Annotated in this window: 19 protein-coding genes; 14 read left to right on the top strand and 5 right to left on the bottom strand. The window is 75.1% G+C overall.

What is annotated here, in order from left to right; translation table 11 throughout:
* Positions 1–8: 8 nt before the first annotated feature.
* Both pafA and D5H75_RS04210 read left to right on the top strand, forming a co-directional pair.
* Positions 9–1,367 (top strand): Pup--protein ligase, encoded by a 1,359-nt coding sequence (pafA, locus tag D5H75_RS04215; RefSeq protein ID WP_119924947.1) that lies wholly within the window; start codon positions 9–11, stop codon positions 1,365–1,367.
* A gap of 136 nt (positions 1,368–1,503) precedes the next feature.
* Positions 1,504–2,433, top strand: a complete 930-nt coding sequence (locus tag D5H75_RS04210) for an FKBP-type peptidyl-prolyl cis-trans isomerase (protein WP_202637794.1) — start codon at positions 1,504–1,506, stop codon at positions 2,431–2,433.
* Positions 2,434–2,482: 49 nt separating this feature from the next.
* Here D5H75_RS04210 and D5H75_RS04205 read toward each other — a convergent pair whose 3' ends face one another.
* The 3 genes from D5H75_RS04205 to sigJ form a co-directional block, all read right to left on the bottom strand.
* A complete protein-coding gene (locus tag D5H75_RS04205; RefSeq protein ID WP_202637793.1) occupies positions 2,483–3,025 on the bottom strand; it encodes a hemerythrin domain-containing protein in 543 nt (180 codons plus the stop codon).
* 181 nt (positions 3,026–3,206) lie between these two features.
* Positions 3,207–3,641, bottom strand: coding sequence for a hypothetical protein (locus D5H75_RS04200; RefSeq protein ID WP_119924945.1), 435 nt, complete (start codon positions 3,639–3,641; stop codon positions 3,207–3,209).
* Between the two features lie 118 nt (positions 3,642–3,759).
* Positions 3,760–4,668, bottom strand: coding sequence for an RNA polymerase sigma factor SigJ (gene sigJ / locus D5H75_RS04195; RefSeq protein WP_119924944.1), 909 nt, complete (start codon positions 4,666–4,668; stop codon positions 3,760–3,762).
* Positions 4,669–5,453: 785 nt separating this feature from the next.
* Here sigJ and D5H75_RS42675 point away from each other — a divergent pair.
* From D5H75_RS42675 to D5H75_RS04155, 8 genes are all read left to right on the top strand, one after another.
* Positions 5,454–5,978: an amidohydrolase family protein gene (locus D5H75_RS42675; protein ID WP_242453962.1), complete on the top strand. Its 525-nt coding sequence runs from the start codon at positions 5,454–5,456 to the stop codon at positions 5,976–5,978.
* 213 nt (positions 5,979–6,191) lie between these two features.
* Positions 6,192–7,193 (top strand): helix-turn-helix domain-containing protein, encoded by a 1,002-nt coding sequence (locus tag D5H75_RS04185; protein WP_202637792.1) that lies wholly within the window; start codon positions 6,192–6,194, stop codon positions 7,191–7,193.
* 68 nt (positions 7,194–7,261) lie between these two features.
* Entirely contained in the window at positions 7,262–7,471 is a 210-nt protein-coding gene (locus D5H75_RS04180) for a hypothetical protein (protein WP_119924942.1), read from the top strand.
* 205 nt (positions 7,472–7,676) lie between these two features.
* Entirely contained in the window at positions 7,677–8,261 is a 585-nt protein-coding gene (locus tag D5H75_RS04175) for a TlpA disulfide reductase family protein (RefSeq protein WP_119924941.1), read from the top strand.
* Entirely contained in the window at positions 8,251–10,170 is a 1,920-nt protein-coding gene (locus D5H75_RS04170) for an ABC transporter ATP-binding protein (RefSeq protein ID WP_119924940.1), read from the top strand. Before D5H75_RS04175 ends, D5H75_RS04170 begins: the two co-directional genes overlap by 11 nt.
* Positions 10,167–10,712 (top strand): S26 family signal peptidase, encoded by a 546-nt coding sequence (locus D5H75_RS04165; RefSeq protein ID WP_119924939.1) that lies wholly within the window; start codon positions 10,167–10,169, stop codon positions 10,710–10,712. Before D5H75_RS04170 ends, D5H75_RS04165 begins: the two co-directional genes overlap by 4 nt.
* A gap of 333 nt (positions 10,713–11,045) precedes the next feature.
* Entirely contained in the window at positions 11,046–11,528 is a 483-nt protein-coding gene (locus D5H75_RS04160; protein ID WP_242453961.1) for a hypothetical protein, read from the top strand.
* A gap of 52 nt (positions 11,529–11,580) precedes the next feature.
* On the top strand, positions 11,581–12,588 hold the full coding sequence (locus D5H75_RS04155; protein ID WP_202637791.1) for a phosphotransferase enzyme family protein: 1,008 nt from the start codon (positions 11,581–11,583) through the stop codon (positions 12,586–12,588).
* Here D5H75_RS04155 and D5H75_RS04150 read toward each other — a convergent pair.
* Complete coding sequence (locus D5H75_RS04150; protein ID WP_119924938.1) at positions 12,585–12,905, bottom strand: hypothetical protein; 321 nt, start codon at positions 12,903–12,905, stop codon at positions 12,585–12,587. The genes D5H75_RS04155 and D5H75_RS04150 overlap by 4 nt on opposite strands.
* Before the next feature lie 159 nt (positions 12,906–13,064).
* On the opposite strand from D5H75_RS04150, the gene D5H75_RS04145 reads away from it, so the two are divergent.
* Together D5H75_RS04145 and D5H75_RS04140 are read left to right on the top strand one after the other, a co-directional pair.
* Positions 13,065–13,727: a helix-turn-helix transcriptional regulator gene (locus tag D5H75_RS04145; RefSeq protein WP_242453960.1), complete on the top strand. Its 663-nt coding sequence runs from the start codon at positions 13,065–13,067 to the stop codon at positions 13,725–13,727.
* 33 nt (positions 13,728–13,760) lie between these two features.
* Positions 13,761–14,243 carry a DUF3291 domain-containing protein gene (locus tag D5H75_RS04140; RefSeq protein WP_119924936.1) on the top strand — a complete coding sequence of 161 codons (483 nt, stop codon included), beginning with the start codon at positions 13,761–13,763 and terminating at the stop codon, positions 14,241–14,243.
* Positions 14,244–14,457: 214 nt separating this feature from the next.
* Here the strand turns inward: D5H75_RS04140 and D5H75_RS04135 are convergent, their stop codons facing one another.
* Positions 14,458–15,528, bottom strand: coding sequence for a DUF3866 family protein (locus tag D5H75_RS04135; protein ID WP_119924935.1), 1,071 nt, complete (start codon positions 15,526–15,528; stop codon positions 14,458–14,460).
* Between the two features lie 117 nt (positions 15,529–15,645).
* On the opposite strand from D5H75_RS04135, the gene D5H75_RS41245 reads away from it, so the two are divergent.
* Both D5H75_RS41245 and D5H75_RS41240 read left to right on the top strand, forming a co-directional pair.
* On the top strand, positions 15,646–16,593 hold the full coding sequence (locus D5H75_RS41245; protein WP_202637790.1) for a helix-turn-helix transcriptional regulator: 948 nt from the start codon (positions 15,646–15,648) through the stop codon (positions 16,591–16,593).
* Positions 16,590–17,555, top strand: a complete 966-nt coding sequence (locus D5H75_RS41240; RefSeq protein ID WP_202637789.1) for a helix-turn-helix transcriptional regulator — start codon at positions 16,590–16,592, stop codon at positions 17,553–17,555. The genes D5H75_RS41245 and D5H75_RS41240 overlap by 4 nt, the downstream gene beginning before the upstream one ends.
* Positions 17,556–17,706 lie beyond the last annotated feature (151 nt).

The following is a 17,706-nucleotide window of genomic DNA, read 5'->3' as shown; positions in this document are numbered from 1 at the left end:
CTGAGATCGTGGATCGACGCATCTTCGGGCTTGAGAACGAGTACGGCGTCACGTGCACCTTCCGGGGACAGCGCCGGCTGTCACCGGACGAGGTGGCCCGTTACCTATTCCGGCGGGTCGTCTCGTGGGGAAGGTCGAGCAACGTCTTCCTGCGCAACGGCGCGCGCCTCTACCTCGACGTCGGCAGCCACCCCGAGTACGCCACCCCCGAGTGTGACAACGTCGTCGATCTGGTGATCCACGACAAGGCCGGGGAGCGCATCCTGGAGGGCCTGCTGGTCGACGCCGAGCGGCGCCTTCGGGAGGAGGGCATCGCCGGCGACATCTACCTGTTCAAGAACAACACCGACTCCGCGGGCAACTCCTACGGTTGCCACGAGAACTACCTGGTGGGGCGGCACGGCGAGTTCGGGCGGCTGGCCGACGTGCTGATCCCGTTCCTGGTCACGCGGCAGATCATCTGCGGGGCGGGCAAGGTGCTGCAGACCCCGCGCGGCGCGGTGTACTGCGTGAGCCAGCGCGCCGAGCACATCTGGGAGGGCGTCTCCTCGGCGACCACCCGCAGCCGCCCGATCATCAACACCCGCGACGAGCCCCACGCCGACGCCGAGCGGTTCCGCCGCCTGCACGTCATCGTGGGCGACTCCAACATGAGCGAGACGACCATGCTGCTCAAGGTCGGGGCCACCGACCTGGTGCTGCGCATGGTCGAGGCGGGCGTGGTCATGCGCGACCTGACCCTGGAGAACCCGATCCGGGCGATCCGCGAGGTCAGCCACGACATGACCGGCCGCCGGCGCGTACGGCTGGCGAACGGGCGCGAGGCCAGCTCGCTGGAGATCCAGCAGGAGTACTTCTCCAAGGCGCAGGACTTCGTCGCCCGCCGCGGCTCGGACCCGATCACCGACCGGGTGCTCGACCTGTGGGAGCGCACGCTGCGGGCGGTGGAGACCGGGGATCTGGACCTGGTGTCCCGCGAGATCGACTGGGTCACCAAGTACCAGCTCATCGAGCGTTACCGCCGCAAGTACGACCTGCCGCTGTCCAGCCCCCGGGTCGCCCAGCTCGACCTGGCCTACCACGACGTGCACCGCCGCCGCGGCCTGTTCTACCTGCTGCAGAAGCGCGGCTCGGTGGACCGCATCGCCGACGACGTGCGCATCTTCGAGGCCAAGTCGGTGCCGCCGCAGACGACCCGGGCGCGGCTGCGCGGGGAGTTCATCCGGCGGGCCCAGGAGAAGCGGCGCGACTTCACCGTGGACTGGGTGCACCTGAAGCTCAACGACCAGGCTCAGCGCACGGTGCTGTGCAAGGACCCGTTCCGGTCGGTGGACGAGCGCGTGGAGAAGCTGATCGCCGGGATGTGATGTCCGCGCGATGAGCTCATGATCGCCGGGAAGCGGTCATGCGCGTGGATCGCGCATGACCGCGCCCGGATTGCTCATGATCGCTCTGGGTTCGCGGGGCGCGCGCGGTTAGGGTGATCGCCGGGAGGTGATCTCCGTGCGCGTTCCCGTAATCCGGCTCCGGGCCGGGCTGGCCGCCGTACCCCTGCTGCTCGCGGCCGGGTGCGGCGGCGGTGAGGCCCGGCCCGAGCCCCGCGTCGAGGGCGGGTTCGGCGACCGCCCGCGCATCGTCTTCCCCGGGGAGCCCGGCGGCGCGCTGACCGTGCGCACGCTGCGGCCGGGCCAGGGCCCGGTCGTGCGCCAGGGGGACTTCGTGGTCGCCCACTACGCCGCGCACGTATGGGACGGCGGCGAGAACCGCGAGCTGGCCTCCACCTTCGCCACCGGGTCGCCCGCCGCGCTCAAGGCCGGGACGCTCGTCCCCGGTCTCAACCGCGCGGTCACCGGCCAGCGCGTCGGCAGCCGCGTCCTCGCCGCCGTGCCGCCCCGCGACGCGTACGGCCCCAACCCGCCCAAGGGCCTGGGCCCCGATGAGGAGACGGTGTACGTCGTGGACATCCTCGACCGCCGCGACCCGGAGCAGGCCGCGCAGGGCGAGGTCACCCGCGAGTCCGTGCCGGGGGTGCAGATCGTCAGCCGGCCCGGCGCGCGCCCCTGGTTCCGTCCGGCCAAGGGCGCCAAGCCGCCCCGCCGTACGGTCGCGCGCACGCTGATCCGCGGCCGCGGGCCCGCCGTGGCCAAGGGCGCCACGGTGGCCGTGCACTACGAGGGCCGCCTGTGGCGGGACGGCGACTCCTTCGACGCCACCTGGACCCGCGACGGCGGCCCTCGCCCCGCGCTCGTCCCGATCGGCTCGGGCAAGGCCCTGCCCGCCTGGGACCGCCACCTGGAGGGCGCCCGCGTCGGCAGCCGCATCGCGCTCGTCGTCCCTCCTGAGGACGGGTACGGCAAGGCGGGCCTGCCCGGCCAGGGCGTGCGCCCCACGGACACGATGATCTTCCTGGTGGACGTGCTCGCGGCGTACTGACCGGTCCTGGGAGGCCGGCCGGCTCGTTCGCGCGAAACGCGGCCCGGACCTAGATCTTGAGGGCGCGGCGCAGCTCGTCCTTGGTCATCGAGGACGCGCCCTCGATCCCGGCGTTCCTGGCCTGGCGCAGCAGCTCCTCGCGGCCCGCCTCGCCCGGCATCTCGCCCAGGTGCTCGGCCCGGCTCCGCGCGAACGCCTCGCCCAGCGAGGCCAGCTCGCCCGCCTCCAGCCGCTCGCGCATGGCCGGCAGCAGCGTCGTCTCCTCCTCCTCGACGTGGTGCTGGACCGCCTCGACGAACGCCTGCAGCGCCTTCTCGAACCCGGCCCCCTTCGGGTCGGCCTCCCGCAGCGCCTGGAGCCGGCGTTCGGCCTCCAGGTGCTCCTCCTGCCCGTGCGCCACCTCGCCGCCCTGCCCGGCCTGCCCGCGCAGCGCCGGATACACCTCGGCCTCCTCGGCACGGCTGTGCGCGACGAGCAGCGCGGCCACGACCGGCAGCGTCAGCTCCCGCTCCTCCGGCCGCGTCCGCAGCACCTCGAACAGCCGCTCCATCTCCCGGTGATCCGCCATGATCATGTCCACGACGTCAGTCACGGCAACCCCTCCTCTGCACACTCACTTGACCCTGCCGTTGCCAAGCCCCACCCTCCCCATTTCCCGCCCCCCATACCGCACCCCCCACCTGACCTGCGCTTTTACCTCTCCGTGAGCGGTCCATCCGGTACGCCGGACCACCGGATCCGGCCCCCGCGCCAGCCGCCTGCGGAAGGGCCCCTCAGCAGGAGGGACCTGGGGTGACGGGGGTCACTTCGGAGGGGACGCCCCGGATGTGGAGCCGGATCTGGAGGTACTCCATCTCCGCGAGGGTCCCGGTCAGCCCGCCGTCCGTGAGCCGGGCGACGAGTTCACGGGCGCGGGGGAGGGACACGCCGAGGGTCTCGCGGAGGGCCTTCAGCGCCGGGACCAGGCTGGGCAGGGGGCCGGCGATGCGCAGCCGGCTCGGGCCGTGCCGGACCAGCAGGGCGCGGCGAATGTCCTCAGGCGCCGGGTCGGTGCCGAAGCCCTCGCATCCGCCGGACCCGCAGGAGTCGCAGGAGAACTCGGCGTCCCACCGCAGGCGGCCGTGCTGGACGTACTGGTTCACCTGCCGGACCTTGGTGCCTCCGCAGTCGCCGCAGCGTGCTTCGACGCGCGCGGTGTAGCCGGTCATCCGCGAACCACCTCTCCCCGCATGATGATCATCCTCCCCCATGGGGCGGTACGGCGGCGCCGCCGTACCGCCTGGGCGAGATGGTGCACGAGGCGCCCGGCACGTGCTCGCCGGGGGGTCAGCGGAGGGTGGTCAGCTTGTCGGGGTTGGTCACTGAGTAGATGGTGGCTATCCGGGTGGCGCCGGGGGTGAGGGCCGTGACGACGACGGCGAGGGGGCTGTCGCCGGAGAAGAGGAGGGCGCAGGGGTCTCCGGCCACGCGGCGGTAGCGCAGGCGCAGGTCGCCCGGGGGCAGGGCCGCGGCGACCGCCATGAAGAGGGCGGCCACGCGGTCGCGGCCGTGGACGGGGTGCAGGCTGGTGGCCGGGCCCTTGCCGCCGCCGTCGGTCCACAGGGTCACGTCCGGGGCCAGCACCTCGAGCAGGGCCTTGAGATCGCCGCCGAGGGCGGCCGCGGCGAACCGCTCGGTGACCTCGGCGTGGACGCCGGGCTCGGGGCGGTGGCGGGGGCGGCGCGCGTGGACGTGGCGGCGCGCGCGGGCCGCGAGCTGGCGGACCGCGGCGGGGGTGCGGCCGAGGATGTCGGCGATCTCCGGATGGGCGAAGCCGAACACCTCGTGGAGCACGAACACCGCGCGTTCCAGCGGCGAGAGGGTCTCCAGCACCACCAGCACCGCCATCGACAGCGACTCGCCCCGCTCGGCGGCGCCGGCGGTGTCGTCCTCGGCCGTGACCAGCGGTTCCGGCAGCCAGGGGCCGACGTAGGTCTCCTGGCGGCGGCTCACGAGCGCGCGGCGGGCGAGCGCCTGGTTCACCGCGACGCGCACCAGGTAGGCCCGGGCGTTCTCGATCGGGGCGCTCTCCCGCCCCCGGTGCCGGGCGGACCAGGCCAGCCACACCTCCTGCAGGGTGTCCTCGGTGTCGGCGACGCTGCCGAGCATGTTGTAGACCACCGAGAACAGCAGCTCCCGATGGCCGAGGAACCGCTCGGTGACGGCGTCGGTCGCGTGCCGTGGGGTCGATGCCATGCCGTACCTCCTCATCTGTCGCGACCGAAGAGCCCGCCTCGCCCGAGAGTGTGACACGGGCGCCCTGAATGTGATCCGCGTCACGGTCGCCGGGCCCGATGTCACAGCCCCCGGCCCGCGCCCCTCTGTGGTGGCGATCCGACGACTCATGAGGAGGGCGCAGATGCGCACAGTGATCCGCGGCGCCAGGGTGTTCGACGGCGAGCGCACCATGGCCGAGACCGACGTGGTGATCGAGGACGGCCTGATCGCCGCTGTCGGCGCGGGCGGGGACGGCCCGGCCGACGTCGAGATCGACGGGAGGGGCGGGACGCTGCTGCCCGGGCTGATCGACGCGCACACGCACGTGTTCGACGGCAGCCTGACCCAGGCCCTGCGGTACGGCGTCACCACCGAGCTCGACATGTTCTGCCTCCCCGAGATCCTGGCGGAGCAGCGGCGGCTGGCGGCCGGGAACGACGACGTGGCCGATCTCCGCAGCGCCGGCACGCTGGCCACCGCCGCCGGCGGGCACCCGACACAGCTCCTGGCGGCCCTGGCGGGCACCGTGCTGGACGGGCCGGACGCCCCGGAGATCGACTTCGTCTCCGATCCCGCGCAGGCCCCGGCCTTCGTCCGGGCGCGGCTCGCCGAGGGGGCCGACTACCTCAAGATCGTCATTGACGACGGCGCGGTGCACGGGGCCGACCTGCCCGTGCTGACCGGGGACGTCGCCGCCGCCCTGACCGCGGCGGCGCACGAGGAGGGGCTGCGGGGTCATCGCGCACGCGATCACCGCCGCGGAGGTGGAGGTCGCGCTCGACGCCGGCGTCGACGGCCTGGCACACGTGTGGGCCGACCTGCCGCCGGGCGACCCGGCCGCGGGGCGGCTGGCCGAGCGGGTGCGGGCGGCCGGGGTCTTCGTGGTGACCACGCTGGCCTACTTCGAGGCGATCACCGCCCGGCACGTCGAGACCGCCGACCACGCCCGCCCCGGCAGCGCCGCCGGCGCGGCGGCCGCGGTGCGGGCCCTGCACGAGGCCGGCGTGCCGCTGCTGGCCGGGACCGACGCCACGCCGTTCGTGCCGGGCCACGGCACCGGCCTGCACCGGGAGCTGGAGCTCCTCACCGAGGCCGGGCTGAGCGCGGAGGCGGCGCTCGCCGCCGCGACCGGCGTCACCGCCCGTCACTTCGGGCTGGACGACCGCGGCCGCGTCGCGCCCGGCCTCCGCGCGGACCTGGTCCTGGTCGAGGGCGACCCCACCCGCGACATCACCGCCACCGGCTCCATCGCCGAGGTCTGGCGCCGCGGCGTGCGCCAGGCCCGTTAGCGCACGCCCCCGTCTCCGCCCCCCGGCTCGCTCTTCCCCGGGAGAGCGGGCCGGGCGATGACCCAGAGAACGCTCCCGAATCCTTACAGTAGCCGTGGATATCGACCACTTTGCGATGTCAGCGCGCTCCGGCGATCATGTGGGGGTCGGACGGGGCCCGGGGTGATCTCGTGGAGGGATGGGATGGGGCGCGGCGGCGCGGCGGGATTCCAGGTGCGGATCGACACGAGGGAAGTGAAGGCGGACGAGCGGCTGGAGTACTGGCTCGACCGGGTGGAGCGGGCGAGGTTCCCGCTGGAGGCGCACGTCGACGCCGAGGGCGACTTCCACGGCGAGCTGCGCGTGCTGGCGCTGGGGACGGTCCACATCGGCGAGATGGAGAGCACCTCGATCCGCGTGAACCGCAGCGAGCGGCTGATCCGCCGCCGCGACCCCGAGGAGTACCAGCTCACCCTGGTGCGCAGCGGCTGGGTGGACACCCGGCAGTGCGGCCGGTACGGCAGGGCGGGCCCCGGCGAGATGCTCCTGCGCGACAGCTCGCGCCCGTTCACCGTACGGCGGACCGCCGCCGACGGCCTGTGCCGTACGATCACCGTCCAGTTCCCGCGCTCGGCGCTGTCGGTGCCGGCCGGGACGCTCGACTCCCTCCTCGGGGTGCCGCTCAGCGCCCGCCGCGCCTCCGGGGCGCTGCTGGCCCGCCAGCTCATCGGCCTGATGCGGCACGGCGCCGAATGCGTCTCCACCGAGCGGGCCGTCGCCGCGCAGGTCCTCCTCGACCTCGTCGCCGCGGCGTGCGGCCGGGAGCTGACCCGCGAGACGGCGTTCCCCCGGGGCTCGGGGCCCGCGGTCCTGCTGGCGCGCATCCACGACTTCATCGAGCGCGGGCTCGCCGACCCCGGGCTGTGCCCGCGGACCGTCGCCGAGGCCCACCAGATCTCCCTGCGCACGCTGCACGCGCTGTTCCAGGAGCGGGGCGGGCCCACGGTCGCGGCCTGGATCCGGCACCGGCGGCTGGAGCGCTGCCGCCGCGACCTGGCCGACCCGGCGCTCGCCGGGCGGACCATCGAGGCGATCGCCGCCCGCTGGGGCTTCCCCGACCGCGCCCACTTCACCAAGCTCTTCCGCGCCACCTACGACGTCACCCCGGGCGAATACCGTACGGCGGTGCTCACCCGGCCCTCGTCGCGTGAAACGCCACAAACCTCGCACGCGTGACCAACGACGCCACAGAGGTCGCCTCGCATACTCCCCGGTGACGGCTCGCCCAAGCGAGGAGGAAGAGGATGACGAGGCTGATCGAGGGCATGGCCGACAGGCTGCTGTCGGCCTTCGTGCCGAGGGCCGAGGCCGCCGCGTGCGGCACCTGCCAGTCCTACTGCAAGCGCATCGCCTGGTGCGAGGTGTGCGCCGCGCAGCGGGCGAAGCTGAAGGTCTGGTGCGACTGCCTCATCGGCGCCCCGTACGAGAACGACTGCCTCTGCGGATCCTGCTGACCGCCGATGCTGCGCGGCGGGCACCCGCGCCGCGCAGCACGGCCCGCCCCGCCCCGGCCGCGCGCCGCCGTACGAGCCCGTATCACCGCCTGCCCCGTATCACCGCCTGCCCCGTATCACCGCCTGCCCCGTATCGCCGCCTGAACCCATGCCGCCGACCGGACGCTGCCGCCCCGCGCCCGGCCCGCCCCGCCGAGGAGCCACGATGCCGTATCTCGCCGCCGCCGTCGCCCTGATCGGCGCGCTGTGCCTGGCCAACCTGCTGCTCACCTTCGGCGTGATCCGCCGCCTGCGGGAGCACTCCGAGCGGCTCGCGCGCCCGGGCGCCGGCCAGGGCGCCCAGGGGCCGCCCGTGCTGCGCCCCGGCGACCGCGTGGACCACTTCGCCGCGACGACGACCGAGGGACTGCCGGTCGACCGCGACCGGCTGCCGGAACGGACGCTGGTCGGGCTCTTCATGACCGGCTGCTGGCCCTGCCAGGAGATGCTGCCGGAGTTCGCGGACTACGCGCGGAACACCGTCGGGGACCGCGACCGGGTGCTGGCCGTGGTCGCCGCCCTCGACCCCGCGCACCTGGAGGACTACGAGAAGGAACTCGCCGGCGTGGCCCACATCGTCGTGGACGAGGACCAGGGCCCCCTCGTCCAGGCGTTCCGCGCCACCGGGTTCCCCGCCGTCTACCTCCTCGACCCCGGCGGCGTGGTGGTGGCGGGGGCGCCGCGGCCGTCGGAACTGGACGCCTCCCGGCCCTCCCTCCACGCGGCGGACGGCGCCGCCGATGCCCGCTGACCGCGTCACCGCGGCCGCCGTGCGCGAGGCGGCGGCGGTCGTACGGCGGGCCGCGCCGGGCGCCGCCGTACGGTATCTGCTGCTCATGGCCGGTGAGGCCGCCGTCCCGGTGGCGACCGTCTGGCTGACCAAGGCCGTGATCGACGCGCTGGCGCGGCCGGGGCCGCTCGCCGGCGCGGCGGTCCCGGCCGCGGGCCTCGCCCTGGCCGGGATCGTCCTGGCCCTCCTGCCGCAGTACTCCCACTACCTGGGCAACGAGATCGGCCGCGCCACGGGCCTGCTGGCGACCGAGCGGCTGTTCACGGCGGCGGGCGGGTTCGTCGGGCTGGGCCGCTTCGAGGACCCGGACCACCTCGACCGGCTGCGCCTGGCCCAGGCGGGCGCGCGGATGTGCGGCGGCCTGCTCAGCGGGCTCTTCAGCGTCGGCCGCGGCCTGCTCACCCTGTCGGGGCTCGTCGTCTCGCTGCTCGTGATCAGCCCGGTCATGACCTCGCTGGTGCTGGCCGCCGCCGCCCCGATGCTCGCGGCCCACCTGCGGCTGTCCCGGCAGCGGGTCGGGCTGAGCGTGCGGCTCGGCCCGGTCGAGCGCCGCGAGATGATGCACTCCGACCTGCTGACCAGCGTCAACGCCGCCAAGGAGATCCGCCTGTTCGGCATGGCCGGGTTCCTGCGCGACCGCCTGCTGGCCGACAGGCGTACGGCGGACGCGGCCCGGCGGTCGATGGACCGGCGGGAACTGCGCGCCGAGACCGGCCTCGAACTGCTGGCCGCCCTGGTGTCCGGCGCCGGCCTGGCCTGGGCGGTGCTGGCGGCCCGGGCCGGGACGCTGACGGTGGGCGACGTGGCCCTGTTCGTCGCCGCGCTGGCCGGGGTCCAGCAGTCGCTCAACTCCGTGCTGTCGGCGTTCGCCCGCGTGCACGAGCAACTGCTGCGGTTCGGCCACTACGTGGACGTGGTGCGGGCCGGGCCCGACCTGCCCGTCGCGGACCCGCCGCGCCCGCTGCCGCCCCTGCGCCGCGGGATCGAGCTGGACGACGTGTGGTTCCGCTACTCCGACGACCACCCCTGGATCCTGCGCGGCGTCAGCCTGACCATCCCGTACGGCGGCGCCGTGGCGCTGGTCGGGGCGAACGGCGCGGGCAAGAGCACCATCGTCAAGCTCCTGGGCCGGCTGTACGACCCGACGCGCGGCGCGATCCGCTGGGACGGCGTGGACCTGCGCGAGGTGGATCCGGCGGAACTGCGGGCGCGGCTGAGCGCGGTCTTCCAGGACCACGCGAACTACGACCTGACCGCCGCGGAGAACGTGGGCGTGGGCGACGTGAGCGCGATCGGCGACCTGGACCGGATCCGGGCGGCCGCGCGCCGGGCGGGCGTGGACGATCTCCTGTCCGGCCTCCCGGGCGGCTACGACACGCTGCTGACCAGGATGTTCTTCGGGGAGTCGGGCGCGGGCGTGGTGTTGTCGGGCGGCCAGTGGCAGCGGGTCGCGCTGGCCCGTGCCTTCCTGCGCGGCGACCGCGACCTGATGATCCTGGACGAGCCCAGCTCCGGCCTGGACGCCGCCGCCGAGGCCGAGGTCCACGCGGCCGTGCGGGCCCACCGCGCCGGCCGTACCAGCCTGCTGATCTCGCACCGCCTCAACACCGTCCGCGACGCCGACGTGATCGCCGTGCTGGAGGACGGGAGGATCGCCGAGCTCGGCCCGCACGCGGACCTGATGGCCTCGGGCGGCCTGTACGCCCGCCTGTTCCGGGCCCAGGCCGCGGGTTACGGCGACGAGGGGGAACCCGGGGAGGTGACGCCACGCGCGGCGGCGGTCTCCCCGGCGGTCTCCCCGGCGGTCTCCCCGGCGGGCACGGCGCGGGGGCCGGGCGTGGCGCCACGCCCGGCCGGGCGGGCGACGTGAGCGCGGCGGGAGCCGTACCACTCGCGGTCCCGCTGCTGGCGGGGGCGGCGGTGGTGGCGCTGGTGGCGCTGCGGCGGGCGTTCCTGCTGGTCCGCGTGCGCGGCGACAGCATGGAACCGGCGGTGCGGGACGGCGACCGGCTGCTCGTCCGGCGGCGGAGGCCCTCGGCCCTGCGCGCCGGGCAGATCGCGGTCGCCTACCCGCGCGTACGGCCGGGCGCGCCGCCGTCCCGGGACCGCCGGGCGCTGATGGTCAAGCGGATCGCCGCGACGGCCGGGCAGCCCGCGCCGCCGTACCTGCTGCCGAGCCGGACCGCCGGCCGTGACGCGGTGGTCCCGCCGGGCATGCTCGTGCTGAGCGCGGACAATCCGGCCGGGATCGACTCCCGGCACTTCGGGTACGTCCCCGAGTCCCAGATCTACGGCGTCGCCATCCACCGCTTCCCCCACCCCACCCGAGGCGGCGGGCCGGACCGAGGCGGCGGGCCGGACCGAGGCGGCGGGCCGGGGGCCGGGCGAGGCCGCGCACCGGGAACGCCGTAGGCCGCGCCGCCCGGACGGCTCACGGGGCGACTCCGCGACGTCCACGATCTCCGGAATCGGGGGAGTCCGTCCACGGGGATATCCTTCAGGCCGACCAGGAGGGGCGTCGGCCCGGGAACCCGACCCGGACACCGCGAGGCCGTACGACCGGGTGGGGGGCGCGCGAGGCCGTACCGGCTGAGCGGCGCCCGGGCCCTGGTGGCGGCCGAGAACGCGCGCCGTGGATCATTCCGGGGGAGACGCACGAAGGTGGACGACGGCGGCGGCGAGAGCGACGGAGTGCGCGCGCGACCCGGCCCAAGCGGCACGGCCGGGACCGGCGGGACGCGTGGCATGGGCGAGACGCGTGGCAGGGGCGAGACGGGCGGCACGCGCCGGAGGCGGCGGGGCTGCGCGCCGGGCTGCCTGGCCGCCCTGCTGGCCCCGGTGATCGGCCTGGCGCTGCTGGTGATGATCCCCATCTGGGTCGACGACGCCCGCCTGGACGCGCTCGCCGAACGCGCCGCCGCCCACCCCCTCCCGCCGCGCACCCACCGCGCCGACGCGGACGTGCAACGCTCGGTCACCCTGCGCGGGAACGGCAACCACTGCGACTACCTGGTACGGCTCGCGCTGTCCTCGACCCTGCCCGCAGCGGAGATCGCCCGCTACTACGAGAACGCCCGCATCGAGGGCGTGGACGACGACCGCGCCGACACCGCCGTCTACTTCCACGAGAGCCCCACCCCCGCCAAGCGCCCGCCCACCGCCCCCCGCTCCTTCATCCTCGAGGTCTCCGACAGCACCGACGCGGGCCTCGACCTCCGCTGCCACTGAAGCAGGGCCGCGGTTGATCATCCGGGGTGGTGGGCTGGGAGAATGTGGGCTTGTGCGGGACGAACCGGTGGGCTTGGACGAGGGGCGGCTGATCGCGGCGCTGAAGGAGGGGTGGTCCGTCGAGGCGCGGTCGCACGAGTACCTTCCGGTGGGGTTCGGCGGCTATCACTGGTCGGTGACGGACCGGCGCGGGGCGGATTGGTTCGTCAAGGTCGATGATCTCGACGCCGGGGACGCGGGCCGTGAGGACGAGTTCGCCCGGCTGCGCGGCTCGCTGGCGACGACCCTGGCCCTGAGCCGCGACGCCGGGCTCGATTTCGTGGTCGCCCCGGTCCCGGGCGGAGACGGCGACGTGCTGCGGCGGCTCTCACCCCGTTACACGGTGGCGGTGTTCCCGATGATCGCCGGTGCCGCCGGGGAGTTCGGCCCCCACCGGCCCGAGCACCTGGCCGAGATGGCCGACCTCCTGGCCGGCCTGCACTCCGCCACCCCCGCGGTCGCCCACCTGGCCGCCCGCGCCGACCTTCGCCTGCCGGGCCGGGACCGGCTGACCGCCGCCCTCGCCGACCTCGGCCGCCCGTGGACGGACGGCCCCCACGGAGAGGCCGCCCGCGAACTGCTCACCGCGCACGCGGACCGGGTCCGTACCTGGCTCGCCGACTTCGACCGCCTCGCCGGCGAGGTCCGCCGCGACCCCGCCCCCTGGGTGGTCACCCACGGCGAGCCGCACCCTGGCAACGTCCTGCGCGCCCCGTCGCGGACCTGGCTGCTCGACTGGGCGACCGTCCAGATCGCCCCGCCCGAGCGCGACCTGTGGATGCTCACCACCACGTTCACCGGCATGCTCGGCGAACCCCCCGCGACCCCCGGCGAAGACCCCCTGGCCCGCTACGAGAGCAGAACCGGCCGCACCCCCTCCCCGGCCGCGATCGCCCTGTACGGCCGCTGGTGGCCCCTGGCCGACCTGGCCGTCTACGCCGACACCCTCCGCCGCCCCCACCCCGACACCGAAGACACCCGGGCCACCCTGACCTACCTCACCCTCACCCTCGATTCCTAGGTGAGCGGCTCGTCGTCCCACCGGAACCAGGCGCGGCCGTCCCGGACGTGGAGCAGGAAATCGGCCACGGGCCCGCGCGGCGACACCAGGCGTACGGCGTCCGCCACCCGGTCGTACGCAGCCTCCCACGCCTCGGGATCCTCATCGAGCCGCTCCAGCAGCTCCAGCTCCCGATCGAAGAGCGGCTTCACCCCCGCGAATCCGGGCCCGGCCACGAACGAACCGCGCACCCACGGCATGTCCACCCCGTCGATCGTGATCTCGCCGCACACCTCATCCCCCCGGACCACCCGCCACGTCTCCCCGCCAAGATCCATGACCCTCATCCCACCCCATGGGGAAGGCGGCCCGCCACTCCTGTGAGCAGGAGCCATCTCAATGCCACCTCAATGCCCATCGCCGCCGCCGGCCTCCGCGCCGAGGCGCGGCCTGGTCACCAGGGCGGGGTGGTGGGGTGGTGGGGCGATAATTCGGGGGTGGGTGACGACATCTTCTCGGCGCTGAACGATCCGGTGCGGCGGGCGTTGTACGACTATGTCGTCGCGCAGGGGCGTGAGGTGGGGAGGGCCGAGGCGGCGGAGGCCGTGGGGGTGCAGCGGACGCTGGCGGCGCACCACCTGGACCGGCTGGCCGAGGCGGGGCTGCTCGACACGGCCACCCGGCGGCTGGGGGACCGGCGGGGGCCGGGGGCGGGGCGGCCCGCGAAGGTCTACGCGCGGTCCCGGACCGAGCACGCGGTGAGCCTGCCGCCGCGCGACTACCGGACGCTGGCGCTCGTGCTGGCCGAGGTGGTGGAGACGGTGGGCGCCGAGGAGCGGGCGGAGGAGGCCGCCCGGCGCGTGGGGGAACGGCTGGCGCGCGACACCCCCGTTCCGGGGTCCGAGAGGGGCCCTTCGGGGGTCGAGGCGGTGCTCGCGGCGCGGGGCTACGAGCCGTACGACGAGGACGGGGTGGTGCGACTGCGCAACTGCCCCTTCCACGCCGCGGCCGAGGACCGGCCGGTGCTGGTGTGCTCGGTCAATCTGGCGCTGCTGCAGGGGGTGGTCCGCGAGTGCGGCGACGCGCGCGTGCCGGTCATGGACCCGCGGCCGGGGGAGTGCTGCGTCGCGATCCAGGCTTCTAAAAATAATGAGCATTGACATAGAAGAGGCGGGCGTGGTGAGGTGGGCGATGTGACCGCGTACCATCTCGCCCAGCTCAATGTCGCCCACCTGCTCGCCCCGATCGACTCCCCGCGACTCGCCGACTTCGTGGACCAGCTCGAACCCGTCAACCAGCTCGCCGAGGCGTCCCCCGGCTACGTGTGGCGGCTGAAGGGGAGCGACGACCCCAGGCAGACGGTCGGCCACGACTACGGCGATCTCCTGCTCGTCAACTTCTCGGTGTGGGAGTCCGTGGAGGCGCTGTGGGACTTCGTCTACCGCAGCCGCCACCTGGAGGTCATGCGCCGCCGCCGCGAGTGGTTCGAGCGCATCGCCGAGCCGTACGTCGTGATGTGGTGGATCCCCGCCGGCTACGAGCCCACCCTCGCCGAGGCCATGGAACGCCTCGCGCTCCTGCGCGCCGAGGGCCCGAGCGAGCGCGCCTTCACCTTCCGCGACCGCTTCGACGCCCCCGCCCCGGCGGCCACCGGCGCCGTCCCCGCCGCCTCCTGACCCGTCATCCCGTACGGCCCGCCCGCCCGCGCCATCGCGTACGGCGGGCCCTGTCACGTGCGGCGGGCCCTTCCAGCGCCGCCGCGCACGGCCTGAGCCGGTACCGCCGCGGTACGGCCTGAGCCCGCGCCCCGGCACCGCGTACGGCGGGCCCGCACGCGCCCCGTCCCGGGGGCTCAGGCCGTACGGCGGAGGGCCGGGCGGGCGGCGCGGGTCAGGGGAGGAGCGCGCCGGCGTGGCGGCCGGCGGCGGCGGCCGTGAGGAAGTAGGGGAGGTCGCCGTCGAGGTCGCGGCCCATCGTCGAGAGGCGGACGGGGACCTCGCGCAGCGCCTTCTCCAGGCCGTCCACCGGGACGCGGACGAGCCGGTGGCGCTCTCCCAGCGGCCCGGCCTGCCGCGCCACCCGATCGCCGAACTCCCCGGGCAGCAGCGGGACCACGACGTCGGCGGGGGCCAGGGCCACCCGGCCGTACGCCGTCAGGGAGTGGTGCGAGACGCCCACGTGGCGCTCACGCGCGTCGCCCTCGCTGACGCGCAGCGCGGCGACCGGGCGGCCGGACAGGACGGCGGCCGCGTTGACCGCCTCGCCCGCCGAGACGCCGGAGAAGCCCCACCGCGTGCCCGTGCCCAGGTTGCCGGGCCCCTGGGTGACGACCGCGACGTCCGCGCCGAGCACGTGCCGGGCCGCGAGCAGGCCCGTGTGCGTCGTCACCGCCTCGACGTCCCCGCCGAACGCCTGCCCGACGCTCACGGTCCCGGCCAGCCAGCCGCGCTCGCGCAGCGTCGCCGCCGACATGGAGAACCACGCGGGCAGCGCGCCGCCGTCGAGCATGACGTAGGCGACGCGGGCGTCCGGGCGGGAGATCCGCAGGCCGGCGAGGATCGCGGGGAGGGCCGAGTGCAGGTCGTGGACCACCACCGGCATGCCGTCGAGCGAGTCGGCGTCGCGCAGGGCCTCGTGGTGCGGGGAGTCCTGCTCGTCCGCGCCGAGCACGGTCGCCTGCGCGGGGGTGTAACGTGCCTTCACCAGATGGCCGGGGCCCGTGGGATCCGGCGGTAAACGGTCGGGAATCGCGACAACCATGGCGTACCCTCCCGTACCAAGACCCATCGCCAGCGCGGTGGTGTTGAGCAGGACGGTGTCGCCGGGTTCCGGGCGGCCGACGAGCGCCGGGTACGCCAGGGCCCGCGCCGCGGTCCCATCCTCGACGGCCACGTCCAGCTCGATCGCGCCCGGCCACTCGCGCCGGACGCGGGAGACCGTGCCCTTACGCCATCTGATCACGGTGGAAGGGTAGCGTCGGGCTGCGCGCGTGCGCAGGCCGAGTGAACGTGGCGGCGCGCTCGGCGAGGACGGCGCGCGAGGAGGCGGAGACGACGATGACTGCTGCGGGGAGGCCGGATGTCACGGCGGAAGACTGAGCGCCTGCTGAATCTCGTCATCTGCCTGCTCCACACCCGCCGCCCGCTGACGGCCGTGCAGATCCGGCAGGCCGTCCCGGGGTACCCGGAGGGCGACGAGGCGTTCCAGCGCATGTTCGAGCGCGACAAGGGCGAGCTGCGCGAGCTGGGCATCCCCATCGAGGTGGGGGCCGACCCGTGGGACGACGAGCCCGGCTACCGCATCCCCCGGCAGGCGTACGAACTGCCCGAGATCACGATCGAGCCCGACGAGGCCGCCGTGCTGGGCCTGGCCGCGCAGGTGTGGCGGCGCGCGGGCCTGGCCGAGGCCGCCTCGGGGGCGCTGCTGAAGCTGCGCGCGGCCGGCGCCGAGACCGAGGAGCCGAGCGCGGGGGCGCTGGAGTTCCGCGTGGACACGCGCGACCCCGCCTTCCCGGCGCTGTGGGAGGCCGTGCGTGACCGGCGCCCGGTGGCCTTCCACTACCGTACGGCGGGCCACGAGGCCGCCAGGGAGCGCGTCGTGGAGCCCTGGGGCGTGGTGAGCCGCCGCGGCAAGTGGTACCTCGCCGGGCACGACCGCGACCGCGACGAGCCGCGCGTGTTCCGCCTGAGCCGCATCGAGGGGCAGGTGCGCTTCGCCGGCCGCCCCGGCACGGTGACCGTCCCCGAGGGCGTCAACGTGCGCGAGATGGTCGTGCCCTACGACCGGCAGCCCCACGACCGGGTGGCCGTCGTACGGCTGCGCGAGGGCGCCTGCGAGGGCCTGCGGCACCGCGCCCGCGACCTGCGGCCCGACGGACCCGGCTGGGACCGGGCCGAGCTGGTCTACGCCGACACCGAGCGGTTCGCCGGCTGGGTGGTCGCCTTCGGGGCCGACGCCGAGGTCGTGGAGCCGCCGGACGCCCGCGAGGCCGTGATCCGCCGACTGAAGGGAGCGCTGTCCTCATGAGTTCCGCCAGCCGGCTGCCGCGGCTGCTCACGCTCGTCCCCTACCTGCAGGCCCACCCCGGCATGAGCGTCGGCGAGGTGGCCCGCACGTTCGGGCTGAGCGAGAAGCAGCTCATCGACGACCTGCAGCTCATCTGGATGTGCGGCCTGCCCGGCCACACCCCCGGCGACCTGATCGACGTGTCCTGGGACGGCGACGAGATCCTGGTCAGCAACGCCGACACCATCGCCCGCCCGCTGCGGCTGGGCGTGGACGAGGCCAGCGCGCTGCTGGTCGCGCTGCGGATGCTCGCCGAGCTGCCCGAGATCGAGGACCGCGACGCGCTCGCCCGCGTGATCGCCAAGCTGGAGCGCGCCGCCGGCGACGCCGCCTCGGCCGTGAGCAGCCAGGTCAGCGTGGAGGTCGAGGCCTCGCCCGACGCGATGGCGGTGGTCCGCGACGCGCTGGCCCGCGAGCGGGTCCTGCGGCTGCGCTACTACGTGCCCGGCCGCGACGAGACGACCCTGCGCGACGTGGACCCGATGCGGATCGTGGTCGCCGACGGCCGGTCGTACCTGGAGGGGTGGTGCCGCCGGGCCGAGGCCGTGCGGCTGTTCCGGCTCGACCGCATGCACTCGGTGGAGGCGCTGGAGGAGCAGGCGTCCCCGCCGCCGGAGGCCGAGCCGGTGGACGTCGAGGCGGGGCTGTTCCGCCCGTCGCCGGAGGACACGGTGGTGGAGCTGGAGGTCGGCGCGTCCGGCCGCTGGGTCGCCGAGTACTACCCGTGCGAGGAGGTCCGCGAGCTGGGCGAGGGGCGCCTGCACCTCACGCTGCGCACGCGCGACACCGGCTGGGTCCGCCGCCTGGCGCTGCGCCTGGGCGACGCTGGGAAGGTCGTGGCCCCCGCGTCGCTGGCCGGGGAGGTCCGCGACACCGCCCTGTCCGCCCTGGCGCTGTACGACGCCGCGCCCGCCCGCCCGTGAGCCGTACGGCCCAGGGCCGGGCGCGCGCCGGCCGTACGGCCCAGGGCCCGGCCGGCGCTCACCGTACGGCTCAGGGCCGGGCCGGCGTCGAGCGTACGGCCCACGGCCGCGCTCGCGTCAGCCGTACGGGACAGGTCGGTTCGCGGGTTGG

The organism is Bailinhaonella thermotolerans, assembly GCF_003594875.1.
GTDB lineage: Bacteria > Actinomycetota > Actinomycetes > Streptosporangiales > Streptosporangiaceae > Bailinhaonella > Bailinhaonella thermotolerans.
Note: the sequence above shows the minus strand (reverse complement) of the source record. Positions and strands in the feature narration are given on the sequence as shown.

Coding starts and splice junctions, on each gene's coding strand:
- D5H75_RS41240 (WP_202637789.1), top strand. CDS start 16,590: ATGAGTTCCGCCAGCCGGCTGCCGCGGCTGCTCACGCTCGTCCCCTAC.
- D5H75_RS04160 (WP_242453961.1), top strand. CDS start 11,046: ATGGGCGAGACGCGTGGCAGGGGCGAGACGGGCGGCACGCGCCGGAGG.
- sigJ (WP_119924944.1), bottom strand. CDS start 4,668: ATGGCATCGACCCCACGGCACGCGACCGACGCCGTCACCGAGCGGTTC.
- D5H75_RS04180 (WP_119924942.1), top strand. CDS start 7,262: ATGACGAGGCTGATCGAGGGCATGGCCGACAGGCTGCTGTCGGCCTTC.
- D5H75_RS04175 (WP_119924941.1), top strand. CDS start 7,677: ATGCCGTATCTCGCCGCCGCCGTCGCCCTGATCGGCGCGCTGTGCCTG.
- D5H75_RS41245 (WP_202637790.1), top strand. CDS start 15,646: ATGTCACGGCGGAAGACTGAGCGCCTGCTGAATCTCGTCATCTGCCTG.
- D5H75_RS04170 (WP_119924940.1), top strand. CDS start 8,251: ATGCCCGCTGACCGCGTCACCGCGGCCGCCGTGCGCGAGGCGGCGGCG.
- D5H75_RS04200 (WP_119924945.1), bottom strand. CDS start 3,641: ATGACCGGCTACACCGCGCGCGTCGAAGCACGCTGCGGCGACTGCGGA.
- D5H75_RS04150 (WP_119924938.1), bottom strand. CDS start 12,905: ATGGATCTTGGCGGGGAGACGTGGCGGGTGGTCCGGGGGGATGAGGTG.